This window comes from Mycobacterium sp. NGS33 (assembly GCF_059812885.1).
Window position 1 is genome coordinate 412,554 of the sequence record NZ_JCALDN010000002.1, and the last position, 19,488, is coordinate 432,041.

A 19,488-nucleotide genomic window follows, 5' to 3' on the forward strand; every position below is an offset into this window, starting at 1 on the left:
CAGGCTTGACCGCTTGACGCTAATCGTTACCAGCGATGCTGGCTACAGCAGGGCGAAACGCTGAATCAGCGGCCCTCGACACTGAGAGATCGATCACTGCTTGGGCATCAGCCGGCCCATCACGGGGCCGAAGAGCTGCTGGTAATACGGGCCCGCCAACCGCACCATCACGTCCAGGAGTTTGGCGTCCGTGCCGACCAGAACCCGCGCCTTCTTCTTGCGGACCGCGTCGAGGATGATCGTGGCGGCGCGCTGCGGGGTGGTCCTGGCGAGCCGCTTGTCGAACAGCTTGGCCAGTTGCTCGGGGTCGAGGCCCTCGGCCGCGGTGGCGTTGCGGGCGATCGCCGTCTTGATGCCGCCGGGATGCACCGTGGTGACCGCCACCGGGTGGCCGGCCGCCGCCATCTCCTGGCGCAGCGCCTCGGTGAAACCCCGCACGGCGAACTTCGCGGAGTTGTAGGCCGCCTGCCCGGGCACCGCGAAGAGCCCGAACACGCTGGACACGTTGACGACGTGCCCGTCGCCGGAGGCGATCAGGTGCGGCAGGAACGCCTTGGTGCCGTTGACGACACCCCAGAAGTCGACGTCCATCACCCGCTCGATGTCCTTGAACTGGCTGACCTCCACGTCGCCGGTGAAGGCGATGCCGGCGTTGTTGTAGACCTGGTTGACCTTGCCGAAGTGCTCCTTGACCGCGTCGGCGTAGGCCAGGAAGGCCTCACGCTCGGTCACGTCGAGCCGATCCGACTTGAAGGCCGCGCCGATCGCCTTCAGCTGCTCCTCGGTCTGGCCTAGACCCTCGAGGTCGACGTCGCTGATCGCCACCTTCGCCCCCGAGCGGGCCAGTTCCAGGGCGAGCGCCTGCCCGATACCCGAACCCGCGCCCGTCACCACCGCGACCTTGCCGGCGAACCCTTGCATGAGCACCCTTCCTTCTCGGCACGTTTGCGTCGAGGCTAGCCGGTACCAGCGGTCCCTGATACCCGCGGGTGGCCGAAGCCCGTCAGGCGAAGGCCGTGTCGAGGATCTCCTGCTGCTCGACGGCGTGCACCTTCGATGAGCCCGACGACGGCGCCGACATCGCCCGGCGCGAGATGCGCTTGAGCCCGGTCAGCTTGTCGGGCAGCAGCTCGGGCAGCTCCAGCCCGAACCGCGGCCAGGCGCCCTGGTTGGCCGGCTCCTCCTGGACCCAGAAGTACTGCTGCACGTTGGGGTAGCGGTCCAGCGTTTCGCCCAGCCGGCGTTTGGGCAGCGGGGCCAGTTGCTCGATCCGCACGATCGCCACGTCGTCACGGCTGTCCTTGGCCTTGCGGGCCACCAACTCGTAGTAGAGCTTGCCGCTGGTCAGCAGGACCCGGGTGACCTTGCTGCGGTCGCCGATGCCGTCCTCGTAGGTCGGCTCTTCGAGCACCGAGCGGAACTTGATCTCGGTGAAGTCCCTGACGTCGCTGACCGCCGCCTTGTTGCGCAGCATCGACTTCGGGGTGAACACGATCAGCGGACGCTGCACGCCGTCGAGCGCGTGCCGCCGCAACAGGTGGAAGTAGTTGGACGGCGTCGAGGGCACCGCGATCGTCATCGAGCCCTCTGCCCACAGCTGCAGGAAGCGCTCGATGCGGCCCGAGGTGTGGTCGGGGCCCTGACCCTCGTGGCCGTGCGGCAGCAGCAGCACGACGTTGGACAGCTGGCCCCACTTGGCCTCACCGGAGCTGATGAACTCGTCGATGATCGACTGCGCGCCGTTGACGAAGTCCCCGAACTGCGCCTCCCACAACACCAGGGCATCCGGATTGCCCACCGTGTAGCCGTACTCGAAGCCGACGGCGGCGTACTCCGACAGCGGCGAGTCGTAGACCAGGAACTTGCCGCCGGTCGGGGTGCCATCGGCGTTGGTCGCCAGCAGCTTGAGCGGCGTGAACTCCGCGCCGGTGTTGCGGTCGATGATCACCGAGTGCCGCTGGGAGAAGGTGCCGCGGCGGGTGTCCTGCCCCGACAGCCGCACCAACTTGCCCTCGGCCACCAGCGAGCCCAGCGCCAGCAGTTCGCCGAAGGCCCAGTCGATCTTGCCCTCGTAGGCCATCTCGCGGCGCTTCTCCAGCACCGGCTGCACGCGCGGGTGAGCGGTGAAGCCGTCGGGGAGCGCCAGGAACGCGTCACCGATGCGGGCCAGCAGCGCCTTGTCCACCGCGGTGGCCAGCCCCGCCGGCAGCATCTGGTCGGCCTCGACCGATTCGCTGGGCAGCGCGCCGTGTTTCTCCAGCTCGCGGACCTCGTTGAACACCCGCTCCAGCTGGCCCTGGTAGTCGCGCAGCGCGTCCTCGGCTTCCTTCATCGAGATGTCGCCGCGGCCGATCAGGGCTTCGGTGTAGCTCTTGCGCACCCCGCGCTTGATGTCGACGACGTCGTACATCGCGGGGTTGGTCATCGACGGGTCGTCACCCTCGTTGTGGCCGCGCTTGCGGTAGCACAGCATGTCGATGACGACGTCCTTCTTGAACTCCTGCCGGAAGTCGACGGCCAGCTTGGCCACCCACGCGCACGCCTCCGGGTCGTCACCGTTGACGTGGAAGATGGGCGCCCCGATCATCTTCGCGACGTCGGTGCAGTACTCGCTGGACCGCGAATACTCCGGCGCGGTGGTGAAGCCGATCTGGTTGTTGGCGATGATGTGGATGGTGCCACCGACGCGGTAGCCGGGCAGGTGGGTCAGGTTCAGGGTCTCGGCGACCACGCCCTGGCCGGCGAACGCGGCGTCGCCGTGCAGCATCATCGGCACCACCGAGAACGCCTTTTCGTCCCCTTGGTCCTCGGCGCCGTGGTCCAGCAGGTCCTGCTTGGCGCGCACCAGACCCTCCAGCACCGGGTCGACGGCTTCCAGGTGCGACGGGTTGGCGGTCAGCGACACCTGAATGTCGTTGTCGCCGAACATTTGTAGGTACACGCCGGTGGCGCCCAGGTGATACTTGACGTCCCCGGAGCCGTGCGCCTGCGCCGGGTTGAGGTTGCCCTCGAACTCGGAGAAGATCTGGGAGTACGGCTTGCCGACGATGTTGGCCAGCACGTTGAGCCGGCCGCGGTGCGGCATACCGATGACCACCTCGTCGAGCCCGTGCTCGGCGCACTGGTCGATCGCCGCGTCCATCATCGGAATGATGCTTTCCGCACCCTCCAGCGAAAACCGTTTCTGCCCAACATATTTGGTTTGCAGGAAGGTTTCGAATGCCTCGGCCGCGTTCAGCTTGCTCAAGATGAACTTCTGCTCGGCCACCGTCGGTTTGACGTGCTTGGTCTCGACCCGCTGCTGTAACCATTCCTGCTGTGCGGGATCGAGGATGTGGGTGTACTCGACGCCGATGTGGCGGCAGTAGGCGTCGCGCAGCAGGCCCAGCACGTCGCGCAGTTTCTTGTATTCGCAACCGGCGAACCCGTTGACTTTGAAGACCCGGTCCAGGTCCCACAGCGTCAGGCCGTGGTTGAGGATCTCGAGGTCGGGGTGGCTGCGGAATCGGCTGCCGTCCAGCCGCAGCGGGTCGATGTCGGCCATCAGGTGGCCGCGATTGCGGTAGGCCGCAATCAACTCCATCACCCGGGCGTTCTTGTCGACGATCGAATCCGGGTTGTCGGTGCTCCAGCGCACCGGCAGGTACGGGTTGCCCAGCTCCCGGAAGATCTCGTCCCAGAACGCGTCCGACAGCAGCATCTCGTGGATGGTGCGCAGGAAGTCGCCGGACTCCGCGCCCTGGATGATGCGGTGGTCGTAGGTCGAGGTCAGCGTGATCAGCTTGCCGATGCCCAACTCGGCGATGCGTTCCTCGCTGGCGCCCTGGAACTCCGCGGGGTACTCCATGGCGCCCACGCCGATGATGGCGCCCTGGCCGTTCATCAGCCGCGGCACCGAGTGCACCGTGCCGATGGTGCCCGGGTTGGTCAGCGAAATGGTCACGCCCGCAAAGTCTTCGGCGGTCAGCTTGCCATCGCGGGCGCGCCGCACGATGTCTTCGTAGGCGGTGACGAACTGCGCGAACCGCATGGTTTCGCAGCCCTTGATGCCGGCGACCACCAGGGAACGCTTGCCGTCCTTGCCCTGCAGGTCGATGGCCAGGCCCAGATTGGTATGGGCTGGTGTGACGGCGGTCGGCTTGCCGTCGATCTCGGCGTAGTGCCGATTCATGTTCGGGAACTTCTTGATCGCCTGCACCAGCGCGTAGCCCAGCAGGTGGGTGAACGAGATCTTGCCGCCGCGGGTGCGCTTGAGCTGGTTGTTGATGACGATCCGGTTGTCGATCATCAGCTTGGCGGGGACGGCGCGAACGCTGGTCGCCGTCGGCACGTCCAGCGACGCCGACATGTTCTTGACGACGGCAGCCGCGGCGCCGCGCAGCGTCTGCAGCTCGTCGCCCTCCGCCGGCGGGGGAGTGGCGGCTTTGGCCGGCCGCGGCGCGACCCCGTTGCCGGCGGCCGTGCTGACGGGGGGTGTGGGTTTGGCGGGCTCCGGGGTCGGCTGGGGCGCCGGAGCCGGCTGCGCCGGCTGTGCCGGTGCCGGGGCGGCCGCCGGTGCGGCGTCACCGCTGGTCGGGGCGGTCGGCGCGGGCTCGTTGGCGGGCTCGGGGTTGTAGTCGACCAGGAATTCGTGCCAGCTCGGATCGACCGACGAGGGGTCGTCGCGGAACTTGCGGTACATCTCCTCGACCAGCCATTCGTTTTGCCCGAACGGTGAACTTATGTTGCTCACGACCGCAGTTCGCCTCAATCCTTCTGTTCCGCAAGCGCATTCCCGCGGCGCCTGCACCCTCGTCGGCCCCGGATGGCCGAGCACCTCACACCGATGGCGGTACCCATTGTTTCCGCCCTATAAAGGCTAACCTTTCGCCGCCGATCCGCCAGGTTGAAGGGGGGCCGGGGGCCCGTCCCGATGGCGGCGACCCGCCGCGGCCGCGGGTGCGATCGCCGCTAACCGGCTTCGTGGACCGGGGGCACCAGATGCAGCGCGCGGGGCCAGCGGGCGGGCGGTGCGCCGAAAGCCCGGTTGGCGTTGCGAATCATCTTCTTGCCGGCGAGGTAGTTGCCGATGGCGCCCACCACGACCCCGATGCCGACCGGCAGCAGTTTGCCGAACAGCAGGGCGCCGCGGCGCAGGGTGTACTTGCGGACCCACGACTTGAGCAGTCGCGAGTTCAGCTTCGACATCGACGACAGCGGCAGGGCGGCCAGGCTCTCGGAGATCCAGCCGCCGTTGGTGCGGCCCGGGCCGACCAGCTGGGCGACGGCGTGCTTGCTGTTGTCGCCGACCAGCACCGCCAGCACCAGCGCGCGGCGTCGCTCCCGGTGGTCGGCGGGGATGTCGTAGACCACGGCCACCGCCAGCACCAGGAACGCGGTGGCCTCCAGGAACGTCACTGTCTCGGCGGCGGCGGCGGACAGGGCGCTGATCGTGCCGATGCCGGGGATGGTCGCCGCGGCCCCCACGGCAACGCCGCCGGCCGTCACGACCGCCAGGTATCGCTTGTGCAGCTTGGCGAGGATCTCCGCCGGGCCGGCATTGGGGTGGGCGTTGCGCAGCCGCGTCACGTAGGCCTCCGCGGCCGGGCCCTGCAACCGCGAGCTCCGCTCGATGACCTGCGCCAACGCGCGCGCGGACATCTTGGGCCGACCGTTGTCGGCGGTCGGCGCCTGTCCCGTGTCGGACATCGCGAAAAACCGGTTCGGCGACTTGTTCCGTCGAGCCCGCATATTGTCTCTCCTGCAAATGGCGTTAATTCAGGCTAACGCGCCCGCGGCGAATCCTGACGCGTTATGCCCGCCGATCCCATCCTCGGCCGCCGGCCTATTGCCTCACCGGGAATAATGCAGGCTGGATGTCTGCGACGGTCCCTGCCGTTTCTCGGTCCCATGCTGTTACCCGCCGGGTATCACCTGCGTGGGCTGGTCCGGTCGATCAGACGCGGCCGAGACGGCTGAACAGCGTCGTCGGGAGCGGAACGAGGTGGGGTGGATGACCACGGCTACGCCCCGCGCGCCCGGGGGAGGGCGCGCGCGATCGGCGTCGCCCCAGACCGCCCACCGCTGGGACTTTCTCACCCGGAGCTCACCGCAGTCGCGGAACCCCTGGAACCCGCTGTGGGCGATGATGATCGGCTTTTTCATGATCATGGTCGACTCGACCATCGTCGCCATCGCCAACCCGACCATCATGGGCAGCCTGCGCATCGGCTACGACACCGTGGTCTGGGTGACCAGCGCCTACCTGCTGGGTTATGCGGTCGTGTTGCTGGTGGCCGGGCGCCTGGGCGACCGGTTCGGACCCAAGAATCTCTACCTGATCGGCCTGGTGGTGTTCACCGCCTCCTCGGTGTGGTGCGGGCTGGCCGGCAGCGCCGCCATGCTGATCGCGGCGCGCGTCGTGCAGGGTGTCGGCGCCGGGCTGCTGACCCCGCAGACCTTGTCGACCATCACCCGGATCTTCCCGGCGGAGCGGCGCGGCGTCGCGGTGAGCCTGTGGGGTGCCACAGCCGGGGTGGCCAGCCTGGTGGGCCCGCTGGCCGGCGGTGTCCTGGTCGACGGGCTGGGCTGGCAGTGGATCTTCTTCGTCAACGTTCCCATCGGCGTCCTCGGGCTCGGACTGGCGTATTGGCTGATTCCGGTGCTGCCCACCCAGTCGCATCGCTTCGACCTGATCGGTGTCGCGCTGTCCGGGGTGGGGATCTTCCTGATCGTGTTCGGGCTGCAGCAGGGGCAGGCCGCGCACTGGCAGCCCTGGATCTGGGCGTTGATCGTGGCGGGCGTCGGCTTCATGACGGCCTTCGCGTTCTGGCAGTCGCTCAACGCCCACGAGCCGCTGATTCCGTTGGTGATCTTCAGCGACCGCGATTTCAGCCTGTGCAACGTCGGGGTGGCCATCGTCTCGTTCACCGCCACGGCGATGATGCTGCCGCTGACGTTCTACGCGCAGGCCGTGTGCGGGCTCTCGCCGACGCGCTCGGCCTTGTTGATCGCGCCGATGGCGATCGCCAACGGTGTCTTCGCACCGTTCGTCGGCCGGATCGTCGACAAATACCATCCGCAGCCCGTGCTCGGTTTCGGCTTCTCGGTGCTGGCCATCGCGCTGACGTGGATCACCTTCGAGATGACACCGACGACGCCGATCTGGCGGCTGGTGCTGCCGTTCTTCGCGATGGGCGTCGGGATGGCCTTTGTTTGGTCACCGTTGACCGCCACCGCGACGCGTAACCTGCCGCCGCACCTGGCCGGCGCGGGCTCCGCGGTGTACAACTCCGTGCGCCAGCTCGGCGCGGTGCTCGGCAGCGCCGGCATGGCCGCGTTCATGACCTGGCGGATCACCGCCGAGATGCCGCGCCAGCCGTCCGGCGACGCCGTCGGCGAGGACGCGCTCAGTTTGCAGCTGCCCGGATTCCTGCGCGACCCGTTCGCCGCCGCGATGTCGCAATCGGTGCTGTTGCCGGCGTTCATCGCGTTGTTCGGCATCGTCGCCGCGCTGTTCCTGGTGGGCTTTGCGCCGTGGTCGGGCGATGGCAGCGGCGGCGACGACGCGCTGCAAGCCGACGACGACGTCGTCGACGACGACTATGACGACGATGAGTACGTCGAATTCGTTTTGGTGCGCGAATCCGACGTCGAGCCGACACGCGTTCCCGAGCCACCCCGGCGGCCCGTCGAACGCCCGCGCCCCCCGTCCACCGCGGTGCCGCGGCGCGGACCGGCCGCGCAGGCTCAACCGATCGGCCACGCCCACAACGGGTCTCATGTGGATAGCGGCAAGCGCCTCCGCCAGGTGGCGGTGCGGCGCTCGCCAAAGCCCCTTGCGCCGGGCGACCGGCCCACCCGGCCGCCGCGGCGGCCCCACAACGGCGCGGCGGGACGTTTTCTCCCCGATGGTGAGTCGCTGCGCGGTCACCATCACCGCTCCGATCCGGACGACGATCCCACCGGCTCGGGCCGGCACTCCTCCACCGGTTAGCCGGTCACCGCAGATCCGGCTGGGTGAGCGCCAGGAAGGCGCCCAGGTCGATCAGGCCCGCGGGTGTGGCGGGCAGATACTCGGTCAGCGACGGCGAGCGTACGATCACGGCCGCATACTGAGCCCGGCTTACCGCGACGTTGAGCCGATTCCTGTTGAGCAGGAAAGAGATTCCCCTGGGCACCACATCCATCGACGACACGGTCATCGAGATGAAGACGACCGGCGCCTGCCCGCCCTGGAACTTGTCGACCGTCCCCACCCGCACCCCGTCGAGCGACGCGGCGGCCAACCGGCGGCGTAGCAGCGCCACCTGGGCGTTGTAGGGCGCGAGCACCAGTACATCGGTCGCGGTCAGCGCCCGGGTCCCGTCTTCGTCGGTCCACGACCCGCCGAGCAACCGGTCGATCTCGGCGACGATCGCGTCTGCCTCCTCGGGGCTCTCGGTCGAGTTGCCTTGGTGCTCAACCGAAAACAACTGCACACCGGCCGGATACCCGTCGAGGCGGCGGGCGGCGGTGCATTCGTGGGAGCGCAGCCTGTCCTCGTAGGAGAGCGCAGACACGGCGGCGCAGACGGCCGGATGCATCCGATACGAGAGGTCCAGGAAGTACCCGCGTTCGTCGGGAAGGGTGCGCTGACCGTCGACCAACCACTCCAGCGCCGAGGTGTCCACCGGCTCCGGATGCGTGCCCTGGCTGACCTGTGGCAACTGCTGAGGATCGCCGAGCAGCAGCAGATTGGCGGCGGCTGGGGCCACGGCGATGGTGTTGGCCAGACAGAATTGGCCGGCCTCGTCGATGACCAGCAGGTCCAGGCTTCCCGGCGGAATCCGATTGGCGTTCGCGAAATCCCATGCGGTCCCGCCGATCACACACCCCGGCGTGTCGGCGAGAAACGCGGCGTACGCGCCGCCGTCGATCTCCCGCCACCGCGGTGCCCGATGGTCGTAGCGCTTCTTGGCGATGCGTTGCGGATCGAGCCCGGCATCGATCACGCAGTCCAGCACGTTCTCCACGGTGGCGTGCGATTGCGCGACGACACCGACGCGCCAGCCGCGCTGGGTGACCAGGTGGTGAATCACCCGGGCGGCGGTGTGGGTCTTGCCGGTACCGGGCGGCCCGTGCACCGCCAGGTACGACGAATCCAGATCCAGTAGCGCCGCGGTGATGTCGGCGACGGTGTCGCCGCCGCGCGGCAGCCGCGCGCCGCCCCGCGTGCGCGGCGCGCGGCGCAGCAGCACGTCGACGATGGCGGTCGGCGGCAGGTGCGGCAATCCGCCGGCCGCCGCGGCCGCGGTGGCCTCGATCGACTCGCGCAGGGCCGTCGTCGGGATGGGCGGACCGGGAGTCAGCGCGAACGGCAGTTGGTGAAAGGTGTTGCCGTCGTTGCCAACCCGTTCGAGAACCACCACTTCGGTGGGGACCGCCACATCGTCGGCCTCGACGACCGAGGCACGCCCGGCCGCACGCCGGTCCGGGTTGTCGCTCATGCCGGGCGGCGCCGGGGGGTCGTAGAGCGCGAAGACGTCGCTCTTCAAGTCACCGCGCGCCAGCTCACCGCGTAGCCGCAGCCGCCGCTGCGGCTTGCGTGCGCGGGGCGGCGTGTGCCAGTCGACGCTGACCGACGCGTGCTCGGCGACGAACACGTCGGTGTTGTCCGCCCACTCCTCGATGGGGAAGTTCAACCGGTCGAAATGCGCCCACCAGAACGGTTTGTCCTCGCGCCGGTGGTAGCCGCGCGCCGCGGCCAGCAGCGCCACCGCGACCTGCTGCGGGGTGCGGTCGTCGATGCCGGCCGCGCCGCTGAACGCCGACAGCGTCACCGCCAGCCGGTCGCGGTCGTCGACGGTGTTGCCGTCGGGCACCGGTTGGGCGCCGATCGGGACGACGCCAGATTCGTAGGCGCGCAACATCAGCCAGTTCCGCAGTTCCTGGGTCGAGCGGCAGTCGTAGTGGTTGTAGTCCTCGATCTCCTTGAGCACGGATGCGGCCTCGTCGCCGCGCCCGTCCTCCTGAAGTTCGCAGTACCGGGCGTAGGAGGTGATCGACCCGGTGGCCGTGGTCACGTCGCCGGCGCGCAGTTGGGCGCCCATGTAGAGCGGCTCGAGCGCCTTGAGGCTGAACGACTCCGCGCCAACCCGAATGCTCCTGCGCACCAACGGGTAAAGGTCCACTAGCGTGCCGCTGCGCAGCAGTTCGTCGACTTCGTCTTCGCCCACACCGTAGCGCCCGGCGAGTCGCAGCAAGGCGGTCTTCTCGTAGGGCGCGTAGTGGTAGATGTGCATGTTGGGGCGGCGCTTGCGGCGCTTGGCCACCAGCGCCAAGAAGTCGATCAGGGCCTTGCGTTCGTCGGCCCGGTCGTGCGCCCACAGCGGGCGGAACTTGCCCGTCGGCCCGGCTTCCAGCACCCCGAACAGGTATTCCAGCCCCCAGTCGCGACCGTCGGTGGTCCACAGCGGGTCGCCCTCGAAGTCGTAGAACAGGTCTCCCGGGTCGGGCTCGGGCAGCAGGGCCAGCGGTTGCGGGTCGATCACCTCGACCTGGGGGACACCGGTTTCACGTTGGCGTACTTGCAGTTTCGCCTGGATGGTCAGTTTGTCCAGCACGCCGCCCGCCAGGCCGGGCACGGCCCCGCGATGCTCGGCCAGCTCGGCGACCGTGCTGATGCCCGCGTCAAAGAGCTTGTCGCGCTGGCTCACTCGCAGGCCGGCGACCAGGAGCACGTCGTCGGCGGCCCGCAGCTGTTCGAGGCACAACGGGCAGTGAAAGCAGGCGGCCACGCCCTCGTCGTCCCAGCGCACCGCCGCGCCGCCGGCGTAGTGGTCGTCGAGGAGGCGCTGCAGCCGGGCGCGCTGGGAGCGGTAGACGGGGATCAGATCGCAGACGCGGTGGTGCACCGCGGTCCCGTCGCCCAGCCGCAGTTCGGCCTCCGGGGCGACCGGGACGCCCGAGGCGCCCAGCGCGTCGGCGTAGGCGGCCACCTGCAACAGCGCGGTGACCTTGGCCGAGCGGGCCAGTTTGGTGTCCACGACCCGATACCGCTCGCCGTCGCGGACCAGAAAATCGGCGAAGCCGACGAAGCGGCCGTCGAACATGGCGGCTTGATAGATCACGGGCGCGCGGTCGGCGACGGCCCGCCGGGTGGCGTCGGCGGCCGCCGTCAGGCCGGCGGGCGTATAGGCGGGTCGGCCGATGATCGCGACGGCCTGCCCGAACCGGTCGCGCAGCGAGGCCAGTTCGCGCCGCTCGTGTTCGCTACCGAGGGCGGCCGTCCGCGTGAGCAGTTCGTCCTCGACGGTGACCGCGGGTCCGCGGCCCAGCTTCGCGTCGAAATCCCGCAGCAGCGCGTATTCGCAACGGGCGGCGGCGGCCAGATCCGATGCGCTGTAAACGATGCTGTCGCCGGAGACCAACACTGGAGCCACAGTAGGCCAGCGCCCCGACATGGCGGTCGCGCCGGGCGGGCGCGCCCCGGATCAGTGCGCGGGCGTGTTGCCGATGAGTTCGACCGCGTTGCCGTTCCAGTGGAATTTCACATTGGTGTTCAGGCCGTTGATCCCGCTGGGGTAGGTGAGGGCCACCGTGTCGCCCGTGGTTTGCGCCGGGTCGATGCCGTTGAAACCGTAGGTGTCGGGCACGCCCTGCGGAATGAACTGGCCGAGATGAAACAGCACCGCGCGGGTGGTCGGACTGACCGCGTTGGTGTTGGCCTTGATGATGACCGCCGATAGCTGCGCGCACTGGTTGTAGTTGCCGGCCAGCGGTTCGGGGTTCCAGGGCTGCTGGCTGCGCGGGTCGCGGGGCAGCTCGGAGACCACCTTCGCGATGGTGGGCGAGGCGAGGTTGACCGCGCAGGGGTCGGTCGGCGGGGCGTTACCGGGCTGGGCGGCCGCCGACGGGATGGCCGGAGCCGTGATCGACGCGGTCTCCGACGTCGACCTGGGCGGCGGCGTCTTGGCGACGGTGGAGTCTCCCGAACCGCAGCCGGACAGCGTGAAGGCGATTAGGGCGACGGCGACCGAGCCGGTCAGTGGCTCGGTACGGCAAGGCAGCGACCACACATCTCGGGACCGTACCGTCATCCGGTGCGCGGCCGTGGCAGGCATGGCCGGGTGTGCGGATGATCACCCCGCGCGTCCAACGGCGATCACGCTCAGCGCTCAGCGTCCGCTGAGCTCGCGATCACCACGGGGCCTTCGGGTGGTGACCCGCACCGCTCAGCGTCCGCTGAGCTCGCGATCACCACTAGACTCCTTGGACGATGACCCACCCGGACAGCTCGACTGAAGCTGCCTCACCGACGTTTGCCGACCTGCAGATCAATCCCTTGGTCCTGCGGGCGATCGCCGACGTCGGCTACGAATCGCCCACCGGCATCCAGGCCGCGACCATCCCGGCGCTGATGGCGGGCTCCGACGTCGTCGGGCTGGCCCAGACCGGCACCGGCAAGACCGCCGCGTTCGCGATCCCAATCCTGTCCAAGATCGACGTCACCAGCACCGCCACCCAGGCGCTGGTGCTCGCCCCGACCCGGGAACTCGCCCTGCAGGTGGCCGAGGCGTTCAGCCGGTACGGAGCTCACCTGCCCAAGATCAACGTGCTGCCGATCTATGGCGGCTCGTCCTACGGCGTGCAGCTGGCCGGGCTACGCCGCGGCGCCCACGTGGTGGTCGGCACACCGGGCCGGGTGATCGACCACCTCGAGCGCGGCACCCTGGATCTGTCCCACGTCGACTACCTGGTGCTCGACGAGGCCGACGAGATGCTCACCATGGGCTTCGCCGAAGAAGTCGACCGCATCCTGTCCGAGACCCCGGAGTACAAGCAGGTGGCGCTGTTCTCCGCGACCATGCCGCCCGCGATCCGCAAGATCACCACCAAGTACTTGCACGATCCGCTCGAGGTCAGCACCAAAGCGAAAACCGCTACCGCCGAGAACATTTCGCAGCGCTACATCCAGGTCGCCGGCCCGCGCAAGATGGACGCGCTGACGCGGGTGCTGGAAGTCGAGCCGTTCGAGGCCATGATCGTGTTCGTCCGAACCAAACAGGCCACCGAGGAAGTCGCCGAAAAGCTCAGGGCCCGAGGTTTTTCCGCGGCCGCCATCAACGGAGACATCCCGCAGGGCCAACGCGAGCGGACCGTTGCCGCCCTGAAGGAGGGCAGCATCGACATCCTGGTCGCCACCGACGTGGCCGCGCGCGGGCTGGACGTGGAGCGAATCTCGCACGTGCTCAACTACGACATCCCGCACGACACCGAGTCGTACGTGCACCGGATCGGGCGCACCGGCCGGGCGGGGCGGTCGGGAACCGCGCTGCTGTTCGTCTCCCCGCGCGAGCGCCACCTGCTCAAGGCGATCGAGAAGGCGACGCGCCAAACGCTCACCGAGACCGAATTGCCCACCGTCGAGGACGTCAACGCCCAGCGGGTGGCCAAGTTCGCCGATTCCATCACCACCGCGCTCGGCTCGCCCGGAATCGACCTGTTCCGCAAGCTGGTTCAGGACTACGAACGCGAGCACGACACCCCGATGGCCGACATCGCCGCCGCGCTGGCGCTGCAATCCCGCGACGGCGAGGAATTCCTGATGGCGCCCGAACCGCCCCCGGAGCGGCGCGAGCGGCGCACCGAACGTCGCGACCGTCCCGAAAGGCCAAGAAATGCAAAGCCGTTCGCGACCTATCGCATCGCGGTGGGCAAGCGGCACAAGATCGGCCCCGGCGCGATCGTCGGCGCCATCGCCAACGAGGGCGGGCTGCATCGCAGCGATTTCGGACACATCGCGATCGGGCCGGATTTCTCCCTGGTGGAATTGCCGGCCAAGTTGCCCAAGTCGACTTTCAAACGCCTTGAGCACACCCGTATCTCGGGGGTACTGATCAACTTGCAACCGGAACGCTCGTCCGCCAAGCCGCGCAGCCGAGACGGTGGGAAGCCGCGCAGGAAACACGACGGATGACGCTGTCCGAGGAGCAGGACGCCCAGGGCGGCCTGGAGCAGACCTCTCGCGTCGATCGGGTCGCCTCGCTGACCGGGATCCGCGCGGTCGCCGCGCTCCTCGTCGTCGGGACCCACGCGGCCTACACCACCGGCAAATACACGCACGGCTATTGGGGTCTGGTCGGTTCCCGGATGGAAATCGGTGTGCCGATCTTCTTCGTGCTCTCCGGCTATCTGTTGTTCCGCCCGTGGGTGAAGGCGTCGGCGAAAGGCGGTCCGCCGCCGTCGCTGAGTCGCTATGCGTGGCACCGGGTTCGGCGCATCATGCCCGCCTACGTCATCACGGTGTTGTTCGCCTACGTCCTCTACCACTTCCGCGACGCGGGGCCCAACCCCGGCCACAGCTGGCTGGGGCTGGCGCGCAACCTGACGCTGACGCAGATCTACTGCAACGGCTACCTGGGCAAGTATCTGCACCAAGGGCTGACCCAGATGTGGAGCCTTGCGGTGGAGGGCTCCTTCTACGTCATCCTGCCGCTGCTGGCCTACCTGCTGCTGGTGGTGATCTGCCGGCGGCAATGGCAGCCGAAACTGGTGCTGGGCGCCCTGGCGGGTCTGCTGTTGATCAGCCCGGCCTGGTTGGTGCTGGTGCACACCGATCACTGGTTTCCCGACGGGGCGCGGCTGTGGTTGCCCACCTATCTGGCGTGGTTCCTCGCCGGCATGATCCTGACCGTGCTGCAGGAGATGGGGGTGCGTGGCTACGGGTTCGTGGCCATCCCGTTGGCGGTCATCTGCTATTTCATCGTGTCCACGCCCATCGCCGGCGCGCCCACGACGTCCCCGGCGACGCTGAGCGAGGCGTTGTTCAAGACGTGCTTCTACGCCGTCATCGCCGCGCTCGCGGTGGCGCCGTTGGCCTTGGGGGATCACGGCTGGTACTCGAGACTGTTGGCCAGCCGCCCGATGGTGTGGCTGGGGGAGATCTCCTACGAGATCTTTCTGATTCATTTGATCACCATGGAATTCGCGATGGACTACATCGTCGGCGCGCGGGTCTACACCGGTTCGATGCTGTACCTGTACGTCGCGACGCTGGTGGTGACGATTCCGCTGGCGTGGCTGCTGCACCGGTTCACCCGCGTGCGGGACTGACAGATCAGTCCCGGGCGGAAACCGGCGTCACGATCGGGACGACGAACTCCTCGATCATCGCCCGCTCGTCGGCCTCGTCGCGGCCCGGGTAGGTCAGCAGCGAAACGATCACCCGCACCATCCAGCGGCCGCGGCGCTCGATGACGGCGGGATCGTCGGGCCCCAGGGAGTGCAGGAACGCCACCGCCAGGGCCGCGATGACGTCGGACCGCCCGGCCAGTTCGCCACCCACCGGCGGGCGGGTGGTGGCAAACCACGATGCCAGCGCGGGGCTTTCGCGAACCATCTCCAGCGTGACGAGGATGCTCGCGATCAACCGTTCCCGCGGGTCCTCGATGTCGCCGGTGCGCGCGATGATCTCGCGGCCCAGCCGGTGGGTTTCGCGGTGGACGTAGGCGGTTCGCAGCGCCTCGCGGTTCTCGAAATACCGGTACAGCGTCGCGCGGGAACAGCCGGCCGCGCGGGCGATTTCGTTCATGCCGATCGAGTCCGAGTCGCGCTGCGTATACAGCTGCTCGGCCGCGTCGAGGATCCGGTCGGCGGCCGCTTCGGTCCGGTGCGTACCCAGCCAGTCGTTGCCGGGCATCAGGACTTCATCTCAATCGGCACCGACAGCGGCCGCCGCACGTAGCTGCCGCCGGCCCAGACGATGCCGGATTCGTCCACCTCGAAGTCCGGGCAGCGGGCCAGCAGTTCGGTCAGCGCGACGCGGGATTGCATCCGCGCCGCGGCGGCGCCCAGGCAATGGTGTGCGCCGTGGCTGAACGTCAGGATGTTGCGCGGGCATCGCGTCACGTCGAGTTCGGCTGCATCCGAACCGTATTGGCGTTCGTCGCGGTTGGCCGAACCGTAGAGCAACAGCACCCTGCGCCCGGCCGGGATGGTCGTCTCGCCGACGGCCACGTCCCGGGTCGCCGTGCGCGCCAGCCCCTGCACCGGTGAGGTCATCCGCAGCAATTCCTCGACCGCGTCGGGAATGCGACCCGGGTCGCCCACCAGCAGCCGACGTTGGTCGGGCCGTTCGTGCAGCAGCGGCATCGAACCGCCGAGCATGCCGGTGACGGTGTCGTTGCCGCCGGTGACCATGGTGAAGGTGAACGCCAGGATCGACAAGGTGCCGGCGACGTCGCCGTCGGCACCCACCCCGGCGGCCACGAGGTGCGAGATGGTGTCGTCCTCGGGCTCGCTCCGGCGCCGTTCGATCAACCCCGTGAAGTAGGCCATCATCGAGCCGACCGCGTCGCCGACGGTTTCTAGGGCGCCGGCGACGCCGCCCTCGGCGGTGTTGGCCGCGACGATGGCCTGGGTCCAGCCGTCGAATTGGGCCCAATCCTCCTCGGGCACACCGAGATAGTGGGCGACGACCATCGACGGCAGCGGTTTGAACAGCTCCGCGACGATGTCGCCGCCGCCGGCCGAACGCAACCCCTCGATGCGCTCGACGACGAATTCGGTGACCTTGGGTTCCACGGCCTCCACCTGCCGCGGGGTAAAGCCCCGCGACACCAGCTTGCGGAACTGCGTGTGCACCGGTGGATCCTGCATCACAAATGGTGGATTGTCCTGCAGCCCAATCAGTTCCAGGTCGTCATAGTTGACGGTCAGACCCTTGGCCGAGGAGAACGTCTCGTGGTCGCGGGCCGCGGCCCACACGTCGGCGTGCCGGGAGAGCACGTAGTAGTCATGCTCGGGATGGTTGGGCGGCACGACGTGATGCACCGGGTCGTGGTCCCGCAACGCGCGGTACATCGGCCACGGATTAGGCCAGGTGTCGGCGGTGGCCAGCTGAAAAGCGACCGGGGCCTCGTGAGACATAACAGCAGCCATGTCTCATTCGTACGACAGTCGCGGCAATATGTCAACTACCAAAGCTCGCCAGCGGCGCACGCGGGCGTCGAGAGAATCCTCGCTTGCCTGCTTGGCAAATAAGGTTGGCATTTCCGTCAATCGTCGGCATGTTCGGATGCATGAGTGAGACATGGGATTGTGTGATTGCCGGAGGCGGTGCCGCGGGCCTTAGCGCCGCACTGGTGCTCGGACGGGCTCGGCGGCGCACACTGCTGGTGGATACCGGCACGCAGAGTAACGGGGCCGCTCATGGAATAGGTGGTCTGCTGGGCCACGATGGCCGGCCGCCCGCCGAGTTGTACTCTGCGGGCCGGGCTGAGTTGGCCAGGTATCCGAGCATTGAGATTCGGGACGGCGAAATCATCGCAGCAGAGCACGGTTTCGTCGTCGAGCTGGCCGACGGGCGGCGCGAGCGCACCCGCGCGGTGCTGTTGGCTACGGGTATGGAATACCGCGCGCCGAATATTCCGGGGCTACAGGACCTTTGGGGACGGTCGGTGTTTCACTGCCCGTTCTGTCATGGCTGGGAGGTCCGTGATCAACCACTCGCTGTCGTGGCCGATGGTGAGCGGGCGGTGCATTCGGCGTTGCTGCTGCGCGGCTGGAGCGATGACATCGTCGTCCTCACCAACGGTCCAGCCACGCTGGCTGCGGAGCACCATCGGCTGCTCGGCGCGGCGGGGATCGCCGTGGATGAGCGGCCTATTGCTCAATTTGCCTCGCATGCAGGTGGCTTGACGGCAGTTGTGTTCGGCGACGGCTCCCGCATGACACGCGCCGGTGCCCTGGTGGCCGCGACGCTGCATCAGCGTTCCACGCTGGCCGCCCAATTGGGTGTCGCCGTTGCCCCGCCGGGACCGATGGCCGCCGACGCCCCTGCAGTGGATTCCTTCCAACGCACGTCGGTGCCCGGCGTCTTCGCGGCCGGTGACCTCTGCGCCCAGATGCCGCAGGTGGCCGCGGCGGTGGCCAGTGGCTCCCTGGCCGGCGCCGCCGTCGTGCAGTACTTGTTGAGCGGCGATGTGGGACTGCCTACGCCGCCCTGGCCCACGTTCGCGGCGACCGACGACGAATATGCCGATGCCCGAACATGGTGAAACGGTGGCGCTGGCTCTGAGGGCTGAATCCTTCGCACTCTGCGAGCGCCGAGTGTGCGGCCAGCTGCACGCTCGAGAAACGACTAAATCCCCGACCCCGGGTTCAAAATGCCCAGGGGATCCAGCGCCTGCTTGATGCGGTGGTTGAGGTCCATCACCTCTGGCCCCAGATAGCCCGCTAGCCAGGGCCGCTTCAGCCGTCCGACGCCGTGCTCGCCGGTGATGGTGCCGCCGAGCCCGACGGCCAGATCCATGATCTCGCCGAACGCCAGCTGCGCGCGCTCGGTCATGTCGGCGTCGGCGGGGTCATAGACGATCAGCGGGTGGGTGTTGCCGTCGCCGGCGTGGGCGATCACCGAGATCATCAGGTCGCGTTCGGCGGCGATGTCCGCGATCCCGGTGACCAGCCGGCCCAGCGCCGGAAGCGGCACCCCGACGTCTTCGAGCAGTAGCGATCCCTTGGCTTCGACGGCCGGGATGCAGAACCGCCGGGCCACGACGAACGCCTCGCCCTCGTCGGGATCGTCGGTCGAAAACACTTCCGTCGCAGCATGTTCCGCGAACACCTTGGCCATGATTTCGGCGTCCTCGCTGCCGGCGCGGCCGCGCTCGTCGGACCCGGCCACCAGCATGGCGGCCGCCCCGCGGTCGAGATCCATGCGCAGGGTGTCCTCGACGGCGTTGATCGCCACCGAATCCATGAACTCCAGCATCGAGGGACGCAGCCGCGCGGTGACGCCGAGCACCGCCTCGACCGCGTCTTCGACGGTGGCGAAGCTGGCCACCACGATGCTGGACGCGTTCTGCTTGGGCACCAGTCGCAGCGTGACCTCGGTGACGACGCCCAGCGTGCCCTCGCTGCCGACGAACAGCTTGGTCAGCGACAGCCCCGCGACGTCCTTGAGTCGTGGGCCGCCCAGCCGCACGGCCGTCCCGTCGGCCAGCACCACCTGCATGCCCATCACGTAATCGGTGGTGACGCCGTACTTCACGCAGCACAGCCCCCCGGCGTTGGTGGCGATGTTGCCGCCGATGCTGCAGATCTCGAACGACGACGGGTCGGGCGGATACCACAGGCCGTGTTCGGCGACGGCCTTCTTCACCTCGGCGTTGAACAGGCCGGGCTGGCAGACGGCCGTCCGGGTGACCGGGTCGACGGTGATGTCGCGCATCTTCTCCGTGGACAGCACGATGCCGTTGTCCAGCGCGGTGGCCCCGCCGGACAGGCCGCTGCCGGCTCCCCGCGTCACCACGGGCACCCGGTGGGCGCTCGCCCACCGCAGCACGGTCTGCACGTCTTCGGTGCGCCGCGGCCGCACCACGGCCAGCGGTTTGCCGGCCGACGGGTCGAAGGCGCGGTCCTGGCGATAGCCCTCGGTGACGGTTGGGTCGGTGACCACCATCCCGTCGGGGAGATCGGCGATCAGACTGGCCAGGGCGTCAGAGCTCACGGCCCGATACTAAGCCC

General features: G+C 68.4%; 12 protein-coding genes. 4 read left to right on the forward strand and 8 right to left on the reverse strand.

The features are described 5' to 3' along the window. Window positions 1-93: 93 nt before the first annotated feature. The 3 genes from AC5Y5B_RS06015 to AC5Y5B_RS06025 form a co-directional block, all read right to left on the reverse strand. Window positions 94-921 (reverse strand): SDR family NAD(P)-dependent oxidoreductase, encoded by an 828-nt coding sequence (locus tag AC5Y5B_RS06015; protein WP_112635008.1) that lies wholly within the window; start codon window positions 919-921, stop codon window positions 94-96. 82 nt (window positions 922-1,003) lie between these two features. Further along, window positions 1,004-4,732 (reverse strand): multifunctional oxoglutarate decarboxylase/oxoglutarate dehydrogenase thiamine pyrophosphate-binding subunit/dihydrolipoyllysine-residue succinyltransferase subunit, encoded by a 3,729-nt coding sequence (locus tag AC5Y5B_RS06020; protein WP_289176283.1) that lies wholly within the window; start codon window positions 4,730-4,732, stop codon window positions 1,004-1,006. A gap of 218 nt (window positions 4,733-4,950) precedes the next feature. Continuing rightward, window positions 4,951-5,730, reverse strand: a complete 780-nt coding sequence (locus AC5Y5B_RS06025) for a hypothetical protein (RefSeq protein WP_112634245.1) — start codon at window positions 5,728-5,730, stop codon at window positions 4,951-4,953. A gap of 262 nt (window positions 5,731-5,992) precedes the next feature. On the opposite strand from AC5Y5B_RS06025, the gene AC5Y5B_RS06030 reads away from it, so the two are divergent. Continuing rightward, complete coding sequence (locus AC5Y5B_RS06030; protein WP_112634244.1) at window positions 5,993-7,975, forward strand: MFS transporter; 1,983 nt, start codon at window positions 5,993-5,995, stop codon at window positions 7,973-7,975. 4 nt (window positions 7,976-7,979) lie between these two features. Here AC5Y5B_RS06030 and AC5Y5B_RS06035 read toward each other — a convergent pair whose 3' ends face one another. Both AC5Y5B_RS06035 and AC5Y5B_RS06040 read right to left on the reverse strand, forming a co-directional pair. After that, entirely contained in the window at window positions 7,980-11,393 is a 3,414-nt protein-coding gene (locus AC5Y5B_RS06035; protein ID WP_289176284.1) for a TM0106 family RecB-like putative nuclease, read from the reverse strand. A 60-nt stretch (window positions 11,394-11,453) separates the two neighbouring features. Next, window positions 11,454-12,059 (reverse strand): LppP/LprE family lipoprotein, encoded by a 606-nt coding sequence (locus AC5Y5B_RS06040; protein WP_112634246.1) that lies wholly within the window; start codon window positions 12,057-12,059, stop codon window positions 11,454-11,456. A 179-nt stretch (window positions 12,060-12,238) separates the two neighbouring features. On the opposite strand from AC5Y5B_RS06040, the gene AC5Y5B_RS06045 reads away from it, so the two are divergent. Both AC5Y5B_RS06045 and AC5Y5B_RS06050 read left to right on the forward strand, forming a co-directional pair. Next, complete coding sequence (locus AC5Y5B_RS06045; protein WP_500004341.1) at window positions 12,239-13,939, forward strand: DEAD/DEAH box helicase; 1,701 nt, start codon at window positions 12,239-12,241, stop codon at window positions 13,937-13,939. Next, window positions 13,936-15,075 carry an acyltransferase family protein gene (locus tag AC5Y5B_RS06050; RefSeq protein WP_500004343.1) on the forward strand — a complete coding sequence of 380 codons (1,140 nt, stop codon included), beginning with the start codon at window positions 13,936-13,938 and terminating at the stop codon, window positions 15,073-15,075. Before AC5Y5B_RS06045 ends, AC5Y5B_RS06050 begins: the two co-directional genes overlap by 4 nt. A 4-nt stretch (window positions 15,076-15,079) precedes the next feature. Here the strand turns inward: AC5Y5B_RS06050 and AC5Y5B_RS06055 are convergent, their stop codons facing one another. Together AC5Y5B_RS06055 and AC5Y5B_RS06060 are read right to left on the reverse strand one after the other, a co-directional pair. Continuing rightward, window positions 15,080-15,661 (reverse strand): TetR/AcrR family transcriptional regulator, encoded by a 582-nt coding sequence (locus tag AC5Y5B_RS06055; RefSeq protein WP_112634241.1) that lies wholly within the window; start codon window positions 15,659-15,661, stop codon window positions 15,080-15,082. Next, window positions 15,661-16,902, reverse strand: a complete 1,242-nt coding sequence (locus AC5Y5B_RS06060) for a cytochrome P450 (RefSeq protein ID WP_165821843.1) — start codon at window positions 16,900-16,902, stop codon at window positions 15,661-15,663. The genes AC5Y5B_RS06055 and AC5Y5B_RS06060 overlap by 1 nt, the downstream gene beginning before the upstream one ends. A 140-nt stretch (window positions 16,903-17,042) precedes the next feature. On the opposite strand from AC5Y5B_RS06060, the gene AC5Y5B_RS06065 reads away from it, so the two are divergent. Continuing rightward, window positions 17,043-18,020 carry an NAD(P)/FAD-dependent oxidoreductase gene (locus AC5Y5B_RS06065; RefSeq protein ID WP_500004757.1) on the forward strand — a complete coding sequence of 326 codons (978 nt, stop codon included), beginning with the start codon at window positions 17,043-17,045 and terminating at the stop codon, window positions 18,018-18,020. 83 nt (window positions 18,021-18,103) lie between these two features. Here the strand turns inward: AC5Y5B_RS06065 and AC5Y5B_RS06070 are convergent, their stop codons facing one another. Further along, entirely contained in the window at window positions 18,104-19,471 is a 1,368-nt protein-coding gene (locus tag AC5Y5B_RS06070; protein WP_500004346.1) for an FAD-binding oxidoreductase, read from the reverse strand. Between the last annotated feature and the right edge of the window lie 17 nt (window positions 19,472-19,488).